This is a genomic window from Bradyrhizobium ottawaense (assembly GCF_002278135.3).
GTDB lineage: Bacteria > Pseudomonadota > Alphaproteobacteria > Rhizobiales > Xanthobacteraceae > Bradyrhizobium > Bradyrhizobium ottawaense.
The window spans coordinates 524,769-546,203 of the sequence record NZ_CP029425.2; the positions used below are offsets into that span (position 1 = coordinate 524,769).

Consider the following 21,435-nt stretch of genomic DNA (forward strand, 5'->3'; position numbering starts at 1 on the left):
CCGAAGCAGTACGCGCGTCATGGCTCGCGCGAGTAGGGCGGATCAACGTCGGCTGGCCGATGGACGGCGGACCTCATCGCCGGCTGTGGCTGACAGCCGAGTGTGACCCATTGCAGAGTCGACGGGATTGATGTGGTAGAAGTCTTTCTCAGTCCAAGTTTGTCCGGCGGGTTAGGCCGCACTTGTGAGATGCATAAACTCCGCAGCGTTTTCCTTTCAGCGTCGCGCCGCTAAGCCGCAACCGCCTGCGACGCCAGCAGCTGCTTCAGCTTCGCCGCCGGCACGGCCGGGCTGAACAGCCAGCCCTGCATCTGGCTGCAGCCGAGCCGGCGCAGCACCTCGCGCTGGGCTTCGGTCTCGACGCCTTCGGCGGTCGTCGCCATGTGGCGGGCTGCGGCCATGTGCACTACGGCCTGCACGATCGGGGAGGAATCTTCGGACTGACCGATGTCGTTGATGAAGCTGCGGTCGATCTTGATCTTGTCGAACGGGAAGCGGTGCAGATAGCTCAGCGAGGAATAGCCTGTACCGAAATCGTCCAGCGCGATGCGCACGCCGAGCTCGCGCAGCTGCTGCAGGATCGTCAGCGCCTCCTCGTCGTCGCGGATCAGCACGGTCTCGGTGATCTCGAGCTCGAGCCGGCCCGGTGCAAGTCCGGACTCCGCGAGCGCGGCAGCGACCTTCAACGCCAGCGTCCGCGAGCGGAACTGCACCGGTGAGACGTTGACGGCGATGTGAATCTGGCCGGGCCAGGAGGCGGCCTCACGGCAGGCCTGCTTCAGTACCCATTCGCCGATCTCGCCGATCAGTCCGGTATCTTCCGCCACGGGAATGAAATCCGCCGGCGAGACCATGCCGCGCTCGGGATGGCGCCAGCGCAGCAGCGCTTCGCAGCCGGTCACGACATTGGCCGCGAGATCGACCAGCGGCTGGTAGTGCACCTCGAACTCGCCGCGGGCGAGGGCCTGGCGCAGATCGAGCTCGAGCTGACGGCGCAGCCGCGCCTTGGCGTCGTATTCGGGCGCGAAGATGCGGAAGGTGCGGCGTCCCTCCGACTTCGCCGCATACATGGCGAGATCGGCGCGCTTGAGCAAATCGTCGAGATTGTCGCCATGGTCGGGCGCGATCGCGATGCCGATGCTGGCATCGGTCGGGACCTCCTGGCCCTTGCAGTCCACCGGCGTGCGCAGCGTCGTCAGGATCTGCTCGGCGAGCGCCGTCAGCTCGGCCGGATCGCTCGTGCCGGCCTTGACGATGGCAAACTCGTCGCCGCCGAGCCGCGCGACGAGGTCGTTGCCGCTGACGCAGGCGCGCAGGCGCATCGCCACCTGCCGCAGCAATTCGTCGCCGACCTCGTGTCCCAGCGAATCGTTGACGCCCTTGAACTCGTCGACGTCGATATAGAGGATGGCGAACGGCTTGCCTTGGGTAAGCTCCGCCACGCGCCGCTCCAGATGGCCGCGCAGCAGCACGCGGTTGGGCAGGTCGGTCAGCGCGTTGTAATGCGCCATATGGGCGATGCGCTCGTCGGCGCGGATGCGCGCGGTGACATCGTCGTGGGTCGCGAGCCAGCCGCCGGCAGCGCCGGGCTGGTTCTTGATCTCGATCAGGCGGCCGTCCGCGGTCTCCACGATGGCGCTCTGGGTGCGCCCGACATGGCTCAGAATGTCGTCGCAATAGGCCCCGACGTCGCCATGGAACGAGCCGGTGTCATGGCGGTGCCGGATCACGTCGCGGAAAGTGGTGCCGGGCTTCACCACGTCGGCGGACAGGCCGTACATCTCGATGTAGCGCCGGTTGCAGACGATCAGCCGCTCGTCCTGGTCGAACATCAGGAGCCCTTGCGTCATCGTGTTCATCGCGGTGTCGAGCCGCTGCTTTTCGAGCGAGAGCCGGTTCGTCACCTGGCGGAAGATCAGGAACAGCGTCAGCACCAGCAGGCCGATCGACAGCACGGCGACGGTGACGAAGAATTTCGTCTGCGTGCGCCAGGTCGCAAGCGTCGCATCCAGCGACTTGGTCGCGACCACGACCAGCGGCTCGCCGGCGAGCAGGCGCGAGGCGACGATGCGGTCCTTGCCGTCGATCGGGCTGGCGAGCTGCGTGGTGACAAAGGTGCGGTCGAACACCGCCACCTGCTCCGGCGTGCCCTTGCGAAAGTTCTGCCCGATCATCGCATCGACACGCGGAACGCGCGCCAGCAATTGGCCGTTCTGGTGGTGCATCGCGATCGAGGATTCCTCGCCGAGCCCGGTCGAGGCGAAGAAGGATTCGAACTGCTCGGGCGCGATCGCGCGCGAGACCAGCCCGAGGAATTCGCCATGCGGGCCGGACACGCGCCGCGCGAACACGATCGCCGGTCCGCTGCCGAGCCGGCCGTTCACCACCTCCACGTCTTCCTGCGCAGTCGGATCGTTCTTGAGGCGGTTGAAGTAGCCGCGGTCCGCGACCGAGACGTCGGGGACCGGCCAGCGCCGCGACGAGTTGATCAGCATGCCCCTGGAATCGAACAGATTGGCGCCGGCGACGTCGGTCCAGCCGCTGGCTTTCGCACGCAGCACCTCGTGCATGGCCAGCGTGCCCATCTCGCTGCGGAAGATGTCGGCGGATTCGATGCCGCGGCTCTCGAGCTCGGTGATGATGCTCTTCTGCAGCACCGCGAAATCCTCGAACTCGCGGTCGAAATGCCGGGCCAGCAGGCGCACGGAATTTTCAAGGCTGTCGCGGCCGCTCTCGATTGCATTCTGCCGGAAGCGGTCGACGGTGAGCGCGGTGCCGATTGCGGTCGCGGCCATCAGCACGAAGCCGCCGACGATCAGCCATGTCAGTGGCGCTCCCCGCCAGCGACGGAGCAGCGCGCGCATGCGCGCGGTCCATCGGATCGATGTGCCCATCCAGCCCTCCCGTGGGATGCAAGGTGCAGCAAAACCGACAAGACCCCGTTACCAGCGAGGGTTAGGAAACTATGAATCGGAACGAAATCAGAGGGTTGGTTCCAGCGATCGCGGCGATTGCGGTGTACTCACCGCCTGATCTCCCACTCAAGCGCTTCCGCATTGCCCTTGGCGAACATCGCGGGGACATCGAACTTGCCGGTCTTGAGGTCATAGCGGCATTTCCAGTCGGCGAGCCCCTTCACGGCGACGTTCTTCGGATGCTTGTCCATTTCGCCCGACAGCGAGATCAGCAGGTAGCGGTTGTTGGGCCAGTCGACGCCGAGCCAGCGATACCCATCCTCCGTGCCTTTCATGAGATTGGCCGAGATGTGGTAGTCGAGCTTCATCTTCTTGGTGTCGGGACGGCTGTGGAAATAGGCCCAGGCGAGATCGCTGAGTGATTGCTTCGTTGCGCTTACGAACTTCCCGTTCTCGACATGGTAGAGAAAGAGGTCCTGCGAGCCCGAGCCAGTCTTCTGCATGCGCACCAGCCATTGCGAGTCGCTGGTGAAGCGGAAGCCGGCGCCAAAGCCCTGCTCGGGCTTCAGCTCCGTCATCTGATCCCCGCGCCGCGCCCAGACCTGCCATTTGACGCCGAAAAGGTCTTCACTGTCCTTCATGTACTGCTCGAGCTTGGTGGCGCCGTCGGGCGAGGTGAAGGCCAGCTCGGCATTGTTGGTGAGGACAAACCCCTGCGGCGGGCCGGAGGCCGCGAGTGCGGGGGCGGCGGCGAGGGTCAGGGCAAGCGCCAGCCCAAGGGTCAGACTTGGGGCGGAACGGCAAAATGCGGTCACGGGAAAATTCCTCAAAAAATGCCGCGATGCGGCCTCGCGTGATTTGACGCCGGCGGGGTGGCGCCGGTTCATCCCTGAGTGCCGGGACGGAGGTCTCATCCCATCGACCGTCTTGCTGCCGCAGCCAATTCGGCGCACCCTGCCGCCCTCGGCTGATTTGCCACCCAAGGTTCTTTTCCGATGATGACCGCATCCAAGGCCTTCATTGCTCTTTGCCTGCTCGCACTGGTCGGCACGGTGCTGGTGATCGGCCCGACCGAGCTGCGCCGCCTGCTGCCGGACGGGACCAAGACCGCCGTCGCCGCCAAGCCCGAGTCCAAGGTCGAACCAAAGGTCGAGGCCAAGGTCGACCTCAAGCCCGAGCCGAAACTGGAACAGCCCAAACCGGACCAGCCAAAGCTTGCCGCCATCGCGCCGCCTGCGCCCGCGGCGTCGCCGTCGCCAGCCCCCGAGCCGAAGGTGGCCGCGCTGGGCGAGATTCAGAAGCAGGTCACGGCGCTGCCCGATCTTGCACCGGTCAAGCCGCCGCTGGCGGTCGCCGACACCGGCCCCCGTTTCGACGTCGCCCGCGTCGACGATCACGGCGAGGCGGCGGTGATTGCGGGCCAGGCCACGCCGGGTGCCAAGGTCGAGCTGCTGCGCGACGGCAAGCCGCTCGATACGGTGGTCGCGGACGCTTCGGGTCAGTTCGTCATGACCCCGCCGCAGCTTCCCGCCGGCTCCTATGAATTGACGCTCCGCGCCAGGGCGCCAGATGGCACGGTCACGCAGTCCAGCCGGACCATGCCGGTGACCATCGCCGAGGCGGCGCCGCCGCCCGCGCGTCCGGCACCGGTCGCCAGGCAAGACGTGAAGCAGGCCGAGAAGCCGGACGACAAATCGGATGTCGTCGCCGCCCTGCAGTCGGGCTCGCCGCATCTGGCCGCGGCATCCGACAGGCTCGCGGCCCGGCCGAAGCTGGTCGGCGCGCCGAAACCTCGCGTCATGGCGCGGGCGCCGGCGGCGACGACCGTTGCATCGGCCTCGCCGGCGGATGGCCTCAGCGCCGCGCCGGCGGAGACCGGCAGCCGGGTGATTTCCCGCGGCGACAGCCTGTGGGCGCTCAGTCGGCTGGCTTATGGCGACGGCGCCCGCTACGCCGTGATCTTCAAGGCCAACCGCGACAAGATCCACAATCCCAATCTGATCTATCCCGGCCAGACGTTTGTGATGCCGCAAAAGGCGGAGTGAGGGCGCGGTCTTTCTCCTCCTTCTCCCGCGGGCGGAATGAAGTCAGCCGCCGCCCGCGACGCTTTGCCCTGTGTCCCCCGGGGAACAATTGGTTCCCCGGCGCGTCATCTCGATGCGCCGCAGTGCGCGCGCGGGCAGCTGGGAGGAGGCCGAATTGGTCAGGTCAGCGGTCGTGTCAGGACGCATGGGACTGGCGCTGGCAGGCGCGACCATCATGATGGCGGCAGTGCTGCTGCCCGGTAAGGCTGAAGCGCAGTTCGGATTGCGCGGCGGTCCGCTTGGCGTCGCACGCTTCGCCGTTGGCCATGTGATCGGCATGTCGCGCTTGCGCCATTCCCGCATGGCGGTGCGGGGCGGCCGATACCGCTCCGCCGCGTTGAGGTCGCAAGATCCACGTCAAGATCCGCGCGGCGCCGAGCGCAGCCAGAATTCCAATCCTTACGTCCTGCGTGCGGCACTCACGGCGCAAGCAGCCTTGTCGGGCTGGCAGGGCGGCCGCCGACCGCAGGGTTGGTGGCGCCATCCCGACGGCAGCTACGGCTGGGTCGGCCCGGTGTTCTGGCCGTTCGCGCATGACGACCTCACCAATGCCGTGGTCTTCGGCGATGCGACCAGCCTGTCGCTTTACGGCTATGGCGACATCTATGCCGCGCTCTTCGCGCCCTATGCGGCGACCGAACTCGCGGCCTACACCGCACCGCAAGGCCGGCGCGGGCGACGGGTCCCGACTGCGGAGACCCTGTGCGAGGCCAGCGACACCGGCGGTCTGCCGGTCGACCGCATCGCCAGCGCCCTGCAGCCGAACGAATTGCAGCGCGTGGCGCTCGACGAGCTCGCATCCGCCTGGACCAATGCGCGCGACACCATCCGCGCCGCCTGCCCGGCGCAGGCGCCCGCCAGCGCGTTGGAACGGCTGGGGCTGATGCAGGCGCGCATCGAGGCCATGATCAAGGCAGCCGACGCCATCGAGGCGCCGCTGGCGAAGTTCACAGGTCTGCTCGATGACGGCCAGAAGGCCAAGCTCGAGGCTCTCTCCAAGGACCGTCGTGCCGCGCTCGCGTCCATGCAGCGCAAGGATACGAGCAAGGATACGAGCAAGGATGCGCAGGCCTCGAGCGCCTGCGACCCGAACAGCGATCCCCGCTATGACGAAAAGCTGCAGCGTCAGTATGAGCAGCTCGTGCAGCAGCAATGGCCGGCAGATGATGTCGCCTCGACGCTCCGTCTCGACGACACCGCCCGCGCCCGCTTCGAGGTGCTCCAGGACACCACGCTGCGCACCATGGAAACGCTCAGTGCCTGCCCGTCACAGACGCCCGAGACACCGCAGGCCCGCCTCACCGCCGTGAAAGCGCGGCTTCAAACGATGTTGCAAGCGGTGAACGGCGTCACCGATGCGCTCGACGATTTCGAGGCGGATCTGACCGACGAGCAGAAGGCCGGCTTCGAGGCGATCGGGCCGAAGCGGGGGGCGTGAGGCCGACGGCGAGACGTCTCCCCGTGAAATCGGTTAGCTAATCTCCCGCCTGACCTTCGCGGCCGCATCGCACATGGCCTTCAGCTTCCCGAATGCGGTCGCGCGCGGCATGTATTTCATGCCGCAATCGGGCGCGGGGATCAGACGGTCGGGCGACACGTGCTTGAGCCCGTTGCGGATGCGATCGGCGACAGTATCGACGCTCTCGATCGCGGGGTCCGCGAGGTCGAGCACGCCGAGCATGATCTTCTTCGACGACAAATCCTTGAGCACGCCGAGGTCGAGCTTCGGCTGCGCCGCCTCGATCGAGATCTGGTCGGCGATGGTGTCGTCGAGCTCGGCCAGGTAGGAATAGCCGGCCGGCTTGTTCGAACCCGGCACGACGGCCGCATAGCCAAAGCAGAGATGCACCACGGTCGGCACTGTGATGCCCTGCAGCGCGCGGTTGATCGCCTTGACTGCATAGCGCTTGGCGAGCTCCGGATTGTTGCGCACCCAGGGCTCGTCGAGCTGGATCACGTCGGCGCCGGCCTTTTGCAGATCGAGCGCCTCGGCATTGACGGCCTCGGCCAGTGCCATCGCCAGCTCTTCCTCGTCCTTGTAGAACTCGTTCTTGGCCTGCTGGCTCATCGTGAACGGGCCGGGAAGGGTGATCTTCGCCGCACGCTCGGTGTTCTCACGCAGGAACTGCATGTCATGCAGCTCGACCGGGCCTTTGCGCCTGATGGGACCGACGACGCGCGGCACCGGCGTCTTCGTGTTGCCGGTGCGCGCCACGATCATCGCGGGATTGTCGCCGTCGATGCCATCGAGCGCGGTGGCGAAACGGTTGGAATAGCTCTCGCGGCGAATCTCGCCGTCGGTCACGATGTCGATGCCGGCGCGTTCCATGTCGCGGATCGCGACGATGGTGGCATCGTCCTGGGCTTCCTCCAGATGCTCCGCCGGCAGCCGCCACATGTCGTGCAGGCGGGTGCGCGGCACCACCTTCGACAGCATGGCGCGGTTCACCAGCCATTCCGGCTGCGGATAGCTGCCGACCACGGTGGTCGGCAGGATGTGCGTTGGCATGGGCATGGGGTTCTCCTTCTTATTGTTGTTGAGCGCTGTTGTGAGCGCGTCTGGTCAGGCCGCGCGCGTTGCCGCGACTGAACCCTCGTCCTTGACGGGATTACTGAGGATGCCGATGCCGGAGATCTCGATCTCGACGACGTCACCGCCCTTCATCCACAGCGGCGGCGTGCGATAGGCGCCGACGCCGCCGGTCGTGCCTGTCACGATCACGTCGCCGGGCACGAGCTCAGTGAAGGTCGAGCAATAGGCGATCAGGGCCGGCACGTCGAAGACGAGATCGGAGATCGGCGCCTTCTGCACCTCGACGCCGTTGAGCCGGGTGATCAGCGTCTGCGCGGTGACATCGGTCAGCTCGTCGGTCGTGACCATCCACGGCCCGAAGCCGCCGGTCCCGGCAAAATTCTTGCCCGGCGCGAATTGCGAGGTGTGGCGCTGCCAGTCGCGGATGCTGCCGTCATTGTAGCAGGCATAACCTGCGACATGGCTGAGCGCAGCTTCACGCGCGATGCGGCGGCCGGCCTTGCCGATGATGACGGCCATTTCGCCCTCATAGTCGAAACGCTCGGATTCCAGCGGCCGGATCATCGGCTGGCCGTGGCCGACCTGGCTGTTGGCGAAGCGGGTGAAGATCATCGGATGCGCCGGCGTCGGGTGGCCGCTCTCGGCGAGATGCGTGGCGTAGTTGACGCCGATGCAGAAGATCTTGTCGGGATCGGGGACCGTCGGCAGCAGCGCGACGTCCTGCAATGCGTAGTCGGGCTTCTCGGCGATGAGCTTCTTCAGCTCGTCGAGCGAGCCCTTTGCAAGCAGCGCCTTCAGCGTCGGATAGGCCTTCAGGCGCTTGCCGGCATCGATGACACCCTTGTCGGTGACGATGCCATAGCTCGCACTGCCGGCGATGGTGAAGCTTGCGACTTTCATGGGTCAAACACTCTCTTCGATGGAGGAAACATAGTCGTTGATCGGAAGCGCGATCTCGCCGCCCCGGATCGGAACGCAGGCCGGCGGGAAGTCCTGGCGGAAGCGGGCGCCGGCCGCACCGGCGCGGTCGAGAAAGCGTTCCAGATGCGCCATCGCGCCGGTCGGAAGATCGTGCAGCACCATCAGTGTCCAGGGCTGCCGGCTGCATTGGTCGAGCGCGCGCTCGGTCCAGCCGTCGGGGTCGTCCCAGTCGCGCGGAATCGAATTCCAGAGCACGCAGCTGTGCTTTTTGCGTGTGAGATAGTCGACCACGGACGGCTTGAGCAGCCGCTTGTCGAGATTGCCGCCGCCACCGAACGGCCGGAACCAGCGCTGCGGATGGGCGAGATCGCCAATCGCGTCCTGCGTGCGGCCGATCTCGTTCTCCGCGGTGTCGCGCCCGGATTGCTCGCCAAGCGGGATGCTGTGCGTGAAGGTGTGGTTGCCGATCCAGTGCCCCTCGCGGTGCGCGCGCTCCGCAAGGCCGCGCCGCTCGGGGTTGGCGAGCTTCTCGCCGATGACGAAGAAGGTGGTCTTGATCCCGCGCGTCCCGAGAATGTCGAGCACGCGCGGCGTCACCTCGGGATCGGGGCCGTTGTCGAATGTCAGGGTCAGATCGTACACGCAGCTACCTCAGGTCGCCGGCTGCATCGCGCCTGTCGCGATGTCGTCGTTGGCCTGGCCGGCGCGGGTGCCGGTCTGCCAGATCGCCGCCTTGCGCTCGATCCACCGGATTACGGCGTTGAAGCCGATCGCGAGGAACAGCACCAGCAGCACGCCCGCGAACACGTGCGGGCTGTCGAGGATGGTGCGGTAGCGCGAGATCAAATAGCCGATGCCGGCCGAGGAGATCAGCATCTCCGAGACGACGACGCCGACGATCACCAGCGCGCCGCCGACACGAAGGCCGGACAGGACGGTCGGGATCGCCGCGGGGATGATGACGCGGACCAGCCGCTGGCTCAGCGTCGCGCCCATGCTGCGGGCCGCGAGCAGGAGCTGCGGATCGATGGTCTGGATGCCGGCAGCGGTCGCGAGCATCGTCGGCAGAAAGCCGTAGATCGAGGCGAACGCGATCTTGGATTCCGAGCCGATGCCGAGCCACACGGTGAAAACGGGATAGAGGATCACCAGCGGCACCGCGTAGAGGCTCGACACCATCGGCATGATCAACACGCGCGGGCGCGGCAGGCTGCCGACGACGGCGCCGAGCAGGATGCCGCCGCCGCAGGCGAACGCCATGGAGACCACGACCTCGTAGAGCGTGACTGCCAGCGCATGACCATATTCGCCGGCGTCGGTCCATCCGGCCATCAAGGTGGACGATAGCGAGGGCAGGAACAGCTCGGCAATGAGCCCGGTGCGCGGCAGCAGCTCCCACAAGGCGATCAGGCCGATCACGATCAGATATCGCAACGTCCTCGCGCTTATTCTGGCACTGATCCTGGCGCTCATCGTCGCCTCACGCCGATTTGCGGATATGCCGCCAGATGCGGTCGCGCAGGCTCCCGAACGCATCGCCGCTCAGCATCTCGTAGGTGCGAGGCCGCGGCAGCTGGACCTGAAGATGGTCGACGATGCGGCCGGGCCGCGCCGACATCACGATCACCTCATCGGCGAGATAGACGGCTTCGGTGAGGCTGTGGGTGACGAAGACGACCGTCTTGCCGGTCGCCGCCCAGATGCGCAGCAGCTCGTCGCCCATGGTCATGCGCGTCTGCTCGTCGAGCGCTGCGAACGGCTCGTCCATCAGCAGCACGGGCGGATCCTGCACCAGCCCGCGCGCGATCGAGACGCGCTGCTTCATGCCGCCCGAGAGCTCGTGCGGATGGCGCCTGCCGAAACCTTCGAGCCCGACCAGCTTGAGCGCATCCTGCGCCTTGGCGCGGCGCTCGGCCTTGGGCACGCCGCGCAGCGCCAGCGGAAACTCGACATTGTCCTCGGCCGTCAGCCAGGGAAACAGGCTCGCTTCCTGGAACACCACGCCGACCCTGTCGGGGTCGGGCTGCAGGATCGGCGCGCCGCTGATGGTGATCGCGCCCGCGGTCTGCTGGCGCAGGCCCGCCATCATCATCAGGAGGGTGGACTTGCCGCAGCCACTGGGTCCGACCAGCACCACGAAGCGGCCGGGCTTGACCTCGAGGGAGACGTCCTCCAGCGCGACGACGTCCTGCGACCGGGTCTTGAACACCTGGCCGACATTCTTCACCTCGATCGCGCCGGCGCGCGGGGCGGGCTTCAATTGGGTCACGTTCGCCAATGGCTGCATCGCGTTTCCACCCATCTGACAAGTTCGTTGAAGGTCATGGCGATCGCGGCGACCATCACGACGCCGGCGAGGAGCTGCTTCATCTGGAAATTCTCGCCCCAGGTCGCGATCTGGTGGCCGATGCCGTCGCGCGAGGCGTACATCTCGGCGAGGATGACGCCGGTGAGGTTGAAGATCATGGAGATCCGCAAGGCCTCCAGCAGCACCGGCAGCATGCTCGGCAGATAGACCCGGAACGCGGTCTGCATCCGCGTGGCGCCATAGGAGCGTGCCACCGTCAGATGCTCGACCTTGACCGACTCCACCGCGGTGGTGGTCGACATGATCACGATGAAGATCGTGGAGAAGAAGCCGAAGCCGACCTTCTGGGCAAAGCCGACGCCGAACACCAGGATGAACATCGGCAGGAAGATCGACTTCGGGATGCTGAAGGCGAAGAACAGCAGCGGCTTGGCGACATCGGCGAAGTAGCGGTTCTCCGCGACCAGGAAGCCGATCAGCGCGCCGAACGGCACGGCCAGCGCGAACGCCGTCAGCACCTCGGTCGCGGTGACCATCAAATCCTTCTGCACCGCGGCGCGCTGCAGCAGTTCGCCGAGCGTCACGAATGTGTCGGAGGCCGACGGCAGCAGCCGCGGATTGACGATGCCGGTGCGCGACAGCATTTCCCACAGCGCCAGGACCGCGACGATGATCGCGATCCGCGCGAGGTTGATGGCGAGCGTGCCCTGCATCGTTACGGCTTGGTCGGGACGGGCTTGAACTTGGTCGAGATCACGTCCTCGGCGGGCACGATGTCCTTGAGCCCGCCGAGCTTGGCGAGATCGAGCGACAGCTGCACGGCGGCGCTGACGTTGGCCGCGCCCATGTCGCCGCTGGTCTCCAGCTTCATGATGGTGTTGTCGTATTCGAGGCCGGCGATCTCCGGCGGCATTTCGTAGAGCTCGGCGATCAGCTTGACGGTGACGTCGCGATTGGCCCGCATGAATGCGACCGCGCCGTAGAGGGCGTTCACCGCCTTCTGCACCATCTGGGGTTTTGCATCGGCAAACTTGTCGAGCACGATCCAGCCCGCGGTGAGGTTCGGCGGCACAGCGGTCGAATAGTCGAGAATGGTCTTGGCTTCGCCGGATTTCGAGATCTGGAAGCTCAGCGGCGAATAGACCACGGCGGCCTCGACATTGCCGGCGAGCAGGTTCGGCACCAGGCCGCCACCGCCGACGGGCACGCGCGTGAAGTCGATCTTCTTGTCCTGAATGGTCCACAGCGCGAGCAGGTCCGAGCCCGAGCCGGCCGCGGTGATCGCCACCTTCTTGCCGTTGAGGTCCTTGACGTCGAGCGTGGATTTGGTCGGCACCATCAGCTGCCAGCCGAAATTGCCCATCGCGGCGTTGGCGACGATGCGCGACATCACGCCCTTCTTGCGCCCGGCGGAGACCAGCGACGGCGGATCGAGGATGATGTCGGCCGCGCCTGCGGCCATGCCCTCGAAGGTCTCGGCACCGCTGCGGTAGATGGTCAGCTCGGCCTGGATGCCTTCCTTCTCGAACAGCTTTTGCCGCACCGCCGTCTCGGCGATCGTCGTCGGCCAATATGTCTTGGTGGGCAGGCCGACGCGGATGGTGTCGGCGGCGCTCGCGGGGCCGGCCAGGATGGCGGCGGCAACGAGCGATAGGAGCGCATGACGGCGATTGATCTTCATTGTTTCCTCCCGGTCTGTCTTTTCTTGTTTGTGTGCCGGATTCGTCCGGATCGTCAGGTCGTGCGGCTCACCTCCGCAATGCGCGAGGCGGCGAGCTCGACGAATTCCCTGGTGATACCGAAATGCTTCGACAGAGCGCGAACCGCCGCATCGGCGTCGCGCTTCATCACGGCCGCGACGATCGCCTCGTGCTCAGCCTCGACGTCGCGCGGCTTGACGCCGGGCTCGCGACGGATCGACAGACGCCGATATCGCTCGCTTTGCTCGTGCAACACGTCGCGGAAGCCGAGCAGCCATGGCGAGCCGCAGGCGTTGACCAGCGCACGGTGGAAAATGCGGTGACGGATCACCCATTCCTCGTAATGCACGGTGGGATCATCGGGGTAGTGATAGGGGACGGCTTTCAGGGCCGACCAGGTCGACTTCACCGATTCGAGCCAGGCATCGTCGCCCCGCTCGATCGAGCGTCGCAGCGCGAGCCCCTCGATGTCGATCCGGGTCTGCGTCACGTCGGCAAGATCGGCGAGCGACACCGGGCTGACGCGGAAGCCGCGCTGGTCCGCGGCCTGCACCAGGCCGTCGGCGACAAGGCGCGACAGTGCCTCGCGGACGGCGGCAAGGCTCACCGAAAACTGCTTGGCGAGGCCGGCGATGTGCAGCTTCTGGGCCGGCAGCAGCCGCGCCGCCAGGATATCGGCGCGCAACCGCTCATGCAGCGCCGACGTCAGGCTGCGCGGACCATCCCCGGGGTTTCCGGACATATCGAACTGAAGCGGACCCATCGGGCGATGATTGCAAGGCGGCATCCCGGGGTCAATAGAAAATCGAAAATCGATTTTTATGGCAGGCGAGCTGGGGCTGGCGTTGGAAGCTCCGGAAGCTCCATCGGTGGGGCCTGTCCCGCCGACGCCGCCGACGCCGCTTCGATCAGCCGCACGCCCAGTCGAATTTCATGTCCCTGAAGTCGAGCTGCGCGTTGCCGGTGCCGAAATTGTAGCCGCCGAGATATTCCTCGAACTCGATATAGAACGGACTCATCTCCGGCACCGCCTGGCACGGCCGCATGGTGCCGCCGAGATGGTTGTGGGCGTGGTCCTTGGCCCAGTCGTGCAGGCGGTAATTCTCGGTGCTCGCGACGCCGCCGACAAAGTAGTAGTAGGGCTGATAGTCGCTCGGCGGGTTGCGCGGGAAGTGCGGGTCCTGCGGGGCCTTGCCGGCGTTGGGATCGGTCGCGCGCGGCATCAAGGCGATCGCGAGGTTCTCGGCCAGATCGGGGCGCGGAGGGCCGGCGAACATCTTCTGCGCAAAGGGCGGGGCCGTCTCAAAGAAGGCACTGGCGCCGCCGACATCGAGCCAGCGCGGCCGGTCGGCCGTCGCCAGCGCAAGCGGCGCCGGCGGTGTCGCGAACGGGCCTTCGTATTCGCTTCTGGTCAGCAACAGCGCGGCATATTCGTAGTCGAGGATGTCGGTCATGCGCGACAGGCGCGGATGCGATGGCTGCGCCATCACGGCGTCGCGGATCTCGGGGACATCGGTCGCGCCGCCGTCAGTGTGATCAGCCGGAGTGGCGAAGAACGACACCGCGACGATGTCCTCGCCATGCACGCGATAGTCTTCCGGCAGCAGCAGCGTGAAGCCGTGCATCAGCGGATAGCCCGTGACCGGATCGAGCGGCCATTGCTCGCTGCTGATGCCCGGCGGCAGGCCATAGACCCAACCCTGGTCGCGCGCGCGATCGGCGGGACGGTCCAGCATCTGCAGATCATAAGCACGCGAAGGCAAGGCAAACGCCACTGGTCGTCTCCATCGTTTCCTCGCCGTTGAGGCGAGAGTTGGTCGCAGGGAGGAGGGATGTGGTTCGGGGGATTCGTTCGCGGGGACACCCCAATACGGTTGCGTAAGCCGCCGCCCAACCCTCCGATTGGGCTTCCGTCTACCCTAGCACCATCTGGGTCGCCTTCTCTTGCCAGTCTGACGGCCCGGTGAACGCCCTCATGAATCCGGATCGCGCTTCGTCAGCCGCTTCGCCTCGGCTGCGAGCTTTGCCAAATCCACCTCGGCTTCCTTTTCGGCCTGGCGCGAGCGCTCTCCTGCGCAAGCGTGGCCTGATTTCGAATAATCAAAATTTCTCTTTACCAGAAGCGCGACACGCCCTATGCTGCCTCCAACTCATCCCCCGGTAAGGGACGGATCGCGATCGTCAGGGTTCGTGGGGTGAGGGGCGGTGGACGCGGGCGGCGTTGGTGCCAGATGCGGTCGCAGGGCGGGGTGTCCCCGTGAGCGATCAGCGGGCGCGTGTACGACGGGGCTGCTCGCGTACGGCAAAATCGTGTGGTCGTGACGCCCGAATATCCGGCGTCAAGTCTTGCAGCGGTGCGCTGGTCCGACCGGACCTGTGCATCCCATGAAAGCTGCAAGGCGACGGTGGCAAAGGGATCGACTCACCGGCGAGAGCGCGACATAAGCCGTTTCAACCACTGCGCAGGGAAGGCCGGGCATTCGGCCGCACCTGTTTCTCCCCTGTGAGCGACTATCACGCACTCACGCACAGGGGTCTTGCGGGTGCCAGCCGGTGCCCGGTCTTCCCTGCGCCCTTCCACTTCGAAGGGTGCCGAGACCAAGCAAAAACCCGGGCGCCATGTGCCGCGGGATCGCGAAATGCTGTTTGTAAGCGATAGCAGGCAATGCCTCACCATGCGAGGCGAGCGAGAGAGCTAACCGCGGCGCCGCGCCACTGAGGCGTCCACCACGTTCTCGACTTCCTCGCGCCAGTTCAAGATCTCCATCGCGAGCACGGGATGATTGAAACCCTTGAGCTGGAGATCATCGAGGGCGCGCGCTTCCACCCAGGGCTCTACGATGCCGTAGACGCGGCGGCTCACCACGATCTGGTTGGGCTTGGCCTCGCCGCACAGGCGAGAGGCGAGGTTGGTCACGCTGCCGATCGCGGCATATTCCAGCCGCTGCTCGAAGCCGACCTGGCCGAGCGTGGCATAGCCGACCGCGATGCCGATGCCGAAGCCGAGGCTGTGCCCGCGGTTGCGCCAGCGCTCGGTCAGCGGGCCGATGGTGTCGCGCATCTCCACCGCCATCTTCACGGCGCGCTTGGTGTGGTCCTCGAACTGGATCGGCGCGTTGAACAGGATCATCACGCCATCGCCGGCATATTTGTCGAGCGTGCCCTCGTACTTGAAGATCAGCTTGCCGAGCGCGGCGTGATATTCGCGCAGCACGTTCATCGCCTCTTCCGGCTCGGTCGCTTCCGTGAACGCGGTGAAGCCGCGCAGATCGCAGAACACCACGGTCACCTCGCGGCGCTGGCTGGTGAGCAGGCCTTCGGGGCTGTCGGAGGAGGCGATCAGCTGTGCGACCTGCGGCGCCAGGAAACGTTCCAGCTTGCGGATGCGCTCGATCTCGCCGAGCTGGGTCTTGACGCGCTCCTCCAGCGACTTGTTCCAGTTCTTCAATTGCTCGGTCTGCTCGCGCAGCTTGTCGGCCTGGGCGCGCACGGTCTCGTTCGCCGTCTCCAGGGCGTGGCTCTTGTGGTCGACCTCGGTGAACAGCCGCGCATTGCGCATCGCCAGCACGGCCTGGTTGGCGAAGGTGCGCATCAGGCCGATGATGCTGGCGGCGAACTCGCCGCTCGCGCGGCGCAGCACCACCAGCGAGCCGAGCGTGCCCTGCTGGTCGACCAGCGGCACGACCAGCACCGAATGGAAGCCGGCCGCGATCGCGACCTCGCGCAGCGGCTGCTCGGCGGCCGCGCCGAGTTCGGCAATCGCGATCGGCTCGCCGCTTTCGGCGGCATCGCTCAGGATGTTCTCGCCTTCGTCGATGGTGACATGCGCGCCGTCGGGGGATTTGTCGATGCCGTTGGCCTCGATCAGGTTGAAGCGGCGCGTCTCCGCATCGAAGCCGTAGATCAGCACCGCATCGGCATGGGTGATCTCGATCGCGCGCGCGGCGATCGTCGGCAGCACGGCGTTGAGATCGAGCGAGGCGGCGACGGCGCGGCCGACCTCCTCGAGCACCTTCAGCTCGTTGATCGACTGCGCCAGATCGCGCGTGCGCTCCTCGACCTTGGTCTCCAGGTCCGAATAGGTCTCCTGGATCTGGCCGGCCATGCGGTTGAACTGACCGGCGAGGTCCTCCAGCTCGTCCGCGGTGCGCACTTCGATGCGGTGACTGAAATCGCCCTCGCCGAGCCTGTAGGCGCCGTCGCGCAGCGCGGTGATCGGAATGATCATGCGGCGGGCGAGCAGCGTGCCGGCGAGGATCGCGACCATCAGCCCCATGCCGATCAGGAGCGCGATGCGCACCAGCTGGTCGCGGATCGGCGTCAGGGCCTGCGTGGTCGGCTGCTCGAACAGCACGCTCCAGCCGAGCTTCGGCACCGTGCTCGCGGCGCTCATCACCGCATGGCCGTTGAAGTCGGTGCCCGAACTGTCGGCCTCATGGCCAGGCGCGATCGCGGCCGCGACCTGCGGCAGCTTCGACAAATCCTTGCCGACATCGGGCCCTTTCGACGACGTCGCCAGCACGCGGCCGCGGGGATCGACGACATAGGCAAAGGCGGCCTTGCCCACTTGCGCGTCGGACAGGAAGTCGGAGAGAAAGCTGAGATCGATCTCGGCCACGGTGACGCCGGCATTGAAGCCGGAATGCGCCACCGAGATCGACATGAACGGCGTCCGGTCGGCGAACCAGGCCGGCGCATAGCTGACGCCGCGGGCGACGGTGTCGGTGAAGCGCATGTCGCGGGAGAGGTCGGCGTTGCTGCCGGTCGTGGTCGACTGGCGGGAGACGCGCAGCACCTCGCGGCCTTCGCCGTTGAGCTGGAACAGCTGGTTGACGACCGAGACCTGGTGCAGCAGCGACGCGTAGTCGGCGCGGCGCTTTTCGAGGGTGTCCTGGCTCGCCCGCGTCACCCAGCTGATCTGGCGATCGAGCTCCGAGATCGACTGCTCGATCCGCCGGGCGGCGGCTTGCGCCTTGTCCTCCAGCCCGTCGGTCAGCTGGGTCTTGGTGGCGCGGTAGGAGATCCAGGTCTCCATCGCGCCGTTGACGGCGAGGACGAACACGACGAGGCCGACGAGGGAGACGACGTATTTGGCGAACAGGCCCTCGCGCAGAAACCGTGTCTTGTCGTTCGCTCCTGCCATCCCGATCCTCTCGCGCCGCCATCGACGCTGCGCGCTCACGGGCCGTGCAGGCCCTTCCCGGCCGTTCTATCACAATTTGGGCCAAAGGACCGCCGCGTGGGCCGGGGACCGGCCGGCGTGGTTACTCCCTGTGGACGCCGGGGCCGGCGGAAGGCCGGTGAATTGCCGCAGCCTCATCCGTTCGGAGGAAGCCGGTGGCGGGGAAGCTGATGTAAGGGGATTGCCGTGGAGCCCAGCCCGCCAATCACCGGTTAAAGAGTTGCCGCAGCACGTCGTTCATTGGCTGACTGTCCTGCTGCGCGACCGGCGGGTCCTCAAGGGCTGGAGCCGCGGGCGAGGCCTGCGGCGACGGCGTGGACGGCGTTGCCGGCAGGCTGCGGCTGCGGCCACTGCCTGGCGCGGCGCCAGTGCTGCTTCCCGCGCCGCTGGAAAGCCCCTGCTGAATCAAATTGCCGATGGCTTCGCCCAAGGGGCCGCCGAGCAGATTGTTCTGCCCCGGCTGCTGGGCTTGCGGATTGGCGTTGCCGGCCGCATTGCCGCCGGGTGCAGTCGTTCCGCCGAGACCAAGGCTGCCCAGAATGTTGCCGAGCCCGGCGCCGTCAGGGCCGAACAGGCCCTTGCCCATCTCGCGCAGCTTGGCATAGGCGGCGTCGGGATTGTCCAGCATGCCGGCCATATCAGGGTAGATCTTGGGCTGCGACCAGCTGCCCTGGATCATCACGGGAATGCCGAAGCCGACCGGCTCATTGGCGCGGCCCTGGCCTTCGGTCGTCATCACCAGCTTCGGCTCGACGCGAAAGCCCATCATCTTGGTGTCGAGCGCGATGGTGCCGGCACCGGTCACGCGCACCAGCGGCCCGATCAGATTGAGATCGGTCGTCACCGCCTGGCCCTTGTCGATGCGGAAGGAGGCCGAGAGCTGCGACAAATCCGTGCTCTGCTCCTGGCCGGCATTCTGGTTGTCCTGCCAGCCGGACAGCGTGCCCGATGTCAGCGAGCGGATCATCTGCGCGACATTGATACCGCGGATGGCGCCGTCCTGGAAATTGACGAAGGCCGTGCCCTGCATGTTGGCCATCAGCGCGTGCTGGCTGGTGCCCGCGCTGCGAAGAGCGAGCTTGGCCTGCAGCTTGCCGTCGATGCGGTCGAATTCGGCAAGGCCCTGAAGCAGCGGCAGCGCACGCACGCCGACGAGATCGGAATGCATCGCAAAGCTCGGCGCACCGGTGGTCGCATCGAGGATCACCTCGCCGGAGACCTGGCCGCCATAGGCGCCGAGATTGGCGGTGCCGGCCTTCAGCACGCCGCCGGCGAGCTTCGCATCGAGCGCCAGAGGCGCGATGCGGGCATCACCGATCACGGCTTCGTTCGCGGAGATCCGCACTTGCGCATCGACATAATTGAGCCCGGAGACGTCGATCGGCGCATTGCTCCAGGGCTGCCCGGCTGCGCCCTCCGGCGATTTCGCCAGCGGAATCGCCAGCCGCTGGAAGTCGAGGTCGAGCTTGACCAGCGGCTTGCTGGCAATGTCGACCGAAGCCCAGCCGTTGAATGTGCCATCGCCGAGCCGGCCATTCACGCCGTTGATCATCACGACGTCGCCGTTCATTCGCATCTCGGCATGGCCGGTGAGCTGAGACTTCAACACGTCGGGCATGTCGATGGCGAAATCCACCGGGATCGTCGGCCGGTCGGCCGGCGGCGCCGGCGTGGTCGCCTTGATGTCGAACTTGGTCGGGTGGTCGCCGACGCGCGCGGTGCCGGTGACATTGACCTTGCGGTCGCGGCCGATGGTCGCCTCCGCGTTGATGGCACTGATGCGGCCCTCGACACGGTCGCGCACGCGCGCGAATGCGACCTCACCGTCGGTGACCTTGATGCGGTCGATGGATGCCCCGCCGACATCGAGCGCGAGCGGCTTCGACGACCCCCCCGCATTCGGCAGGCGTTCACGCAGCAGCGGCTGGTAGAGCACCGGATGGGTGACGATCAGCTCGCGGATCTCAGGGCGGCCCGACCACACGCTGGAGAGCGACATGTCGGCCTGCACGCTGTCGACCGTCACGCGCGTGATGCCGCTGCGATCCCGGGGGTCGGCAAGCGAGAGGTCGTTCAGGGTGACGTTCAGCGTCGGCCACAGGCTGATCTTCGTGGTGCCGTCGATCGAGAGACGATAGCCGGTCGCGCTCTCGACGCGCGAGGCGATCGTCGACGTCAGGAAGCCCGAGGGGATTCCGACCACCAGCAGGAGTGCGATCACGACGATGACGGCGGCCAATGCCGCGCCGGCGAATTTTACTGCTCTCATCTCGACTTTCCACTGACGGACGATCGGCGTCGAATCCCGCCGGCTATCCATCCTTCGCGGCCGAGTTTATCCCGGGACGGGAAGCGGCTCCAAGCGCGTAAAAATAGTCAGGGGGTGCTGCAAAGTTATGTGACTTATGACACACTTCCCCGACGCGGTTTTACGCGATCCTGATCGTGATGGTTTCAAGCGATTTGCCAAGCGTCTGACAAGATGACTGACCAGGACTTCACAAGGACATTGAAATGAGCAAGCAGGCCGAATTTGCGGTCATTTTGAAGATGAACGCGATGTTCGCGGATCTCGGTGCAGACGAGCTCCAGCGGCTGTCCAATCTCTGTCACACCCAGCACCTGGGGAACGGCGAGGTGCTGTTCCAGAAGGGTGATGCCGGCAACGCGCTGTTCGGCGTGCGCCGCGGCCAGGTCCGCATCGAGACAGGTGCCTCCGACGGCAGCCGGCTGACGCTCAATTTCATGGGCCCGGGCGACCTGTTCGGCGAGGTCGCGGTGCTGGACGGCCAGAATCGGACCGCGGATGCGACCGCGGGCGAGGCCAGCGAATTGTTCGTGCTGCGGCGCGAAGATTTTCTCAGCTTCCTCGAACGCGAGCCGAAGGTCGCGATCAAGATCATCGCGCTGCTGTGCCAGCGCATCCGCTGGCAGAGCGAGCGCATGGAGGAATCCATGCTGCAGCCGCTGCCGGTGCGCCTCGCGCGGCGGCTCTGCGCACTCGCCGCCGATTTCGGTTCCGAGGTGCACATCTCGCAGGAGCAGCTCGGCGTCTTCGTCGGCGCCGCCCGCGAAAGCGTCAACCGCCAGCTGCAGGCCTGGCGCAAGGAAGCGATCCTCGATCTCCAGCGCGGCCGCATCCTGCTGCGGAACATGACCAAGCTGACCGCGATCGCGCGGAACGAGTAGCAGCTAGGCTGCCTCCGGCACATAGTGCAAGAGCAGCAGCTCGGATCGCAAACAGGGCGCAACGGCGTAGGGCCGCCCATCGTCGTCGCTGAATTCGACAAGTACTGTCTCGTCGTCGAACTCTTCGACGATCGTGCCAACGTTTCCCCTCGCCAACCTGTGCTCAGGCAGGTTTGCGAGCAATGCGACGACGTCCAGCGCTCGCGGTGCCCGATCTTCCTTCTTGTTCGTTGCGCTCATCATAGCACCCAACAGGTGACAAAGGTCGGCCGGTCGTCGCCGACCCGTATGATCCATGCGGTTCTTACCACAGCTTGCTTTCGATGTCGCCTGAGCAGGACATCCACCCGCCAGTGGGTGCCCCAGCGATCCGTCGCAACTTCGGACGCATCGCCGGAAATTGCGGCTTCCAGCAGTGCGTCGCGAAGCCACATGGCATCTCCACGCTGAAGGTCTAGTGCGTCGCGGAAAACTCTTGCCTTATGCCGGCCGCGTGGATGCAAGGGATTGAGGCAATAATCTTCGATCTTCCGAATGTCGACGCTCGCTTTCTCACCATTCGGGATGTGCGTCATAGTAACCTGATCCGGCTCCAGCCGCTCG

Annotated in this window: 18 protein-coding genes; 3 read left to right on the top strand and 15 right to left on the bottom strand. The window is 66.1% G+C overall.

Annotation, left to right across the window (positions count from 1 at the left end; translation table 11 throughout):
* Positions 1-230: 230 nt before the first annotated feature.
* Together CIT37_RS02475 and CIT37_RS02480 are read right to left on the bottom strand one after the other, a co-directional pair.
* Complete coding sequence (locus CIT37_RS02475; RefSeq protein WP_095425515.1) at positions 231-2,894, bottom strand: bifunctional diguanylate cyclase/phosphodiesterase; 2,664 nt, start codon at positions 2,892-2,894, stop codon at positions 231-233.
* 128 nt (positions 2,895-3,022) lie between these two features.
* A complete protein-coding gene (locus tag CIT37_RS02480) occupies positions 3,023-3,730 on the bottom strand; it encodes a hypothetical protein (protein ID WP_095425533.1) in 708 nt (235 codons plus the stop codon).
* A 180-nt stretch (positions 3,731-3,910) separates the two neighbouring features.
* Between CIT37_RS02480 and CIT37_RS02485 the strand changes: the two genes are divergently transcribed.
* Together CIT37_RS02485 and CIT37_RS02490 are read left to right on the top strand one after the other, a co-directional pair.
* A complete protein-coding gene (locus CIT37_RS02485) occupies positions 3,911-4,960 on the top strand; it encodes a LysM peptidoglycan-binding domain-containing protein (protein ID WP_095425516.1) in 1,050 nt (349 codons plus the stop codon).
* A gap of 184 nt (positions 4,961-5,144) precedes the next feature.
* On the top strand, positions 5,145-6,437 hold the full coding sequence (locus CIT37_RS02490; protein ID WP_049801917.1) for a Spy/CpxP family protein refolding chaperone: 1,293 nt from the start codon (positions 5,145-5,147) through the stop codon (positions 6,435-6,437).
* Positions 6,438-6,470: 33 nt separating this feature from the next.
* Here the strand turns inward: CIT37_RS02490 and CIT37_RS02495 are convergent, their stop codons facing one another.
* From CIT37_RS02495 to CIT37_RS02545, 11 genes are all read right to left on the bottom strand, one after another.
* Positions 6,471-7,514 carry a uroporphyrinogen decarboxylase family protein gene (locus tag CIT37_RS02495; RefSeq protein ID WP_202975902.1) on the bottom strand — a complete coding sequence of 348 codons (1,044 nt, stop codon included), beginning with the start codon at positions 7,512-7,514 and terminating at the stop codon, positions 6,471-6,473.
* Between the two features lie 48 nt (positions 7,515-7,562).
* Positions 7,563-8,432: a fumarylacetoacetate hydrolase family protein gene (locus CIT37_RS02500; protein ID WP_095425518.1), complete on the bottom strand. Its 870-nt coding sequence runs from the start codon at positions 8,430-8,432 to the stop codon at positions 7,563-7,565.
* A 3-nt stretch (positions 8,433-8,435) separates the two neighbouring features.
* Positions 8,436-9,095 (bottom strand): polysaccharide deacetylase family protein, encoded by a 660-nt coding sequence (locus CIT37_RS02505; protein ID WP_028143880.1) that lies wholly within the window; start codon positions 9,093-9,095, stop codon positions 8,436-8,438.
* Between the two features lie 9 nt (positions 9,096-9,104).
* Positions 9,105-9,926 carry an ABC transporter permease gene (locus CIT37_RS02510; RefSeq protein ID WP_028143881.1) on the bottom strand — a complete coding sequence of 274 codons (822 nt, stop codon included), beginning with the start codon at positions 9,924-9,926 and terminating at the stop codon, positions 9,105-9,107.
* A 7-nt stretch (positions 9,927-9,933) separates the two neighbouring features.
* Positions 9,934-10,740 (bottom strand): ABC transporter ATP-binding protein, encoded by an 807-nt coding sequence (locus CIT37_RS02515; RefSeq protein WP_244611351.1) that lies wholly within the window; start codon positions 10,738-10,740, stop codon positions 9,934-9,936.
* Positions 10,719-11,474 carry an ABC transporter permease gene (locus CIT37_RS02520; RefSeq protein ID WP_028143883.1) on the bottom strand — a complete coding sequence of 252 codons (756 nt, stop codon included), beginning with the start codon at positions 11,472-11,474 and terminating at the stop codon, positions 10,719-10,721. Before CIT37_RS02520 ends, CIT37_RS02515 begins: the two co-directional genes overlap by 22 nt.
* Before the next feature lie 2 nt (positions 11,475-11,476).
* On the bottom strand, positions 11,477-12,442 hold the full coding sequence (locus CIT37_RS02525; RefSeq protein WP_095425520.1) for an ABC transporter substrate-binding protein: 966 nt from the start codon (positions 12,440-12,442) through the stop codon (positions 11,477-11,479).
* Between the two features lie 53 nt (positions 12,443-12,495).
* The gene (locus tag CIT37_RS02530; protein ID WP_244611352.1) at positions 12,496-13,203 is read right to left on the bottom strand and encodes a GntR family transcriptional regulator; all 708 of its coding nucleotides are present in this window, start codon (positions 13,201-13,203) and stop codon (positions 12,496-12,498) included.
* A 166-nt stretch (positions 13,204-13,369) separates the two neighbouring features.
* Positions 13,370-14,197 (bottom strand): hypothetical protein, encoded by an 828-nt coding sequence (locus CIT37_RS02535; RefSeq protein WP_244611353.1) that lies wholly within the window; start codon positions 14,195-14,197, stop codon positions 13,370-13,372.
* Positions 14,198-15,156: 959 nt separating this feature from the next.
* A complete protein-coding gene (locus CIT37_RS02540) occupies positions 15,157-17,604 on the bottom strand; it encodes an adenylate/guanylate cyclase domain-containing protein (protein WP_095425523.1) in 2,448 nt (815 codons plus the stop codon).
* Between the two features lie 244 nt (positions 17,605-17,848).
* Positions 17,849-19,912, bottom strand: coding sequence for an AsmA family protein (locus tag CIT37_RS02545; protein ID WP_095425534.1), 2,064 nt, complete (start codon positions 19,910-19,912; stop codon positions 17,849-17,851).
* A 245-nt stretch (positions 19,913-20,157) separates the two neighbouring features.
* On the opposite strand from CIT37_RS02545, the gene CIT37_RS02550 reads away from it, so the two are divergent.
* A complete protein-coding gene (locus tag CIT37_RS02550; protein ID WP_028143892.1) occupies positions 20,158-20,832 on the top strand; it encodes a Crp/Fnr family transcriptional regulator in 675 nt (224 codons plus the stop codon).
* A gap of 3 nt (positions 20,833-20,835) precedes the next feature.
* On the opposite strand, the gene CIT37_RS02555 is transcribed toward CIT37_RS02550, so the two are convergent.
* Together CIT37_RS02555 and CIT37_RS02560 are read right to left on the bottom strand one after the other, a co-directional pair.
* Positions 20,836-21,072: a DUF4926 domain-containing protein gene (locus tag CIT37_RS02555; protein ID WP_095425535.1), complete on the bottom strand. Its 237-nt coding sequence runs from the start codon at positions 21,070-21,072 to the stop codon at positions 20,836-20,838.
* Entirely contained in the window at positions 21,072-21,407 is a 336-nt protein-coding gene (locus CIT37_RS02560; protein ID WP_152036310.1) for a DUF6883 domain-containing protein, read from the bottom strand. The genes CIT37_RS02555 and CIT37_RS02560 overlap by 1 nt, the downstream gene beginning before the upstream one ends.
* Positions 21,408-21,435 lie beyond the last annotated feature (28 nt).

Bases quoted from the DNA above. Each gene is read 5' to 3' on its own strand.
- CIT37_RS02545 (WP_095425534.1), bottom strand. From the start codon at position 19,912: ATGAGAGCAGTAAAATTCGCCGGCGCGGCATTGGCCGCCGTCATCGTC.
- CIT37_RS02500 (WP_095425518.1), bottom strand. From the start codon at position 8,432: ATGAAAGTCGCAAGCTTCACCATCGCCGGCAGTGCGAGCTATGGCATC.
- CIT37_RS02490 (WP_049801917.1), top strand. From the start codon at position 5,145: ATGGGACTGGCGCTGGCAGGCGCGACCATCATGATGGCGGCAGTGCTG.
- CIT37_RS02520 (WP_028143883.1), bottom strand. From the start codon at position 11,474: ATGCAGGGCACGCTCGCCATCAACCTCGCGCGGATCGCGATCATCGTC.
- CIT37_RS02540 (WP_095425523.1), bottom strand. From the start codon at position 17,604: ATGGCAGGAGCGAACGACAAGACACGGTTTCTGCGCGAGGGCCTGTTC.
- CIT37_RS02485 (WP_095425516.1), top strand. From the start codon at position 3,911: ATGATGACCGCATCCAAGGCCTTCATTGCTCTTTGCCTGCTCGCACTG.
- CIT37_RS02555 (WP_095425535.1), bottom strand. From the start codon at position 21,072: ATGAGCGCAACGAACAAGAAGGAAGATCGGGCACCGCGAGCGCTGGAC.
- CIT37_RS02560 (WP_152036310.1), bottom strand. From the start codon at position 21,407: ATGACGCACATCCCGAATGGTGAGAAAGCGAGCGTCGACATTCGGAAG.
- CIT37_RS02495 (WP_202975902.1), bottom strand. From the start codon at position 7,514: ATGCCCATGCCAACGCACATCCTGCCGACCACCGTGGTCGGCAGCTAT.
- CIT37_RS02510 (WP_028143881.1), bottom strand. From the start codon at position 9,926: ATGAGCGCCAGGATCAGTGCCAGAATAAGCGCGAGGACGTTGCGATAT.
- CIT37_RS02530 (WP_244611352.1), bottom strand. From the start codon at position 13,203: ATGTCCGGAAACCCCGGGGATGGTCCGCGCAGCCTGACGTCGGCGCTG.
- CIT37_RS02475 (WP_095425515.1), bottom strand. From the start codon at position 2,894: ATGGGCACATCGATCCGATGGACCGCGCGCATGCGCGCGCTGCTCCGT.
- CIT37_RS02525 (WP_095425520.1), bottom strand. From the start codon at position 12,442: ATGAAGATCAATCGCCGTCATGCGCTCCTATCGCTCGTTGCCGCCGCC.
- CIT37_RS02535 (WP_244611353.1), bottom strand. From the start codon at position 14,197: ATGCTGGACCGTCCCGCCGATCGCGCGCGCGACCAGGGTTGGGTCTAT.
- CIT37_RS02515 (WP_244611351.1), bottom strand. From the start codon at position 10,740: ATGCAGCCATTGGCGAACGTGACCCAATTGAAGCCCGCCCCGCGCGCC.
- CIT37_RS02550 (WP_028143892.1), top strand. From the start codon at position 20,158: ATGAGCAAGCAGGCCGAATTTGCGGTCATTTTGAAGATGAACGCGATG.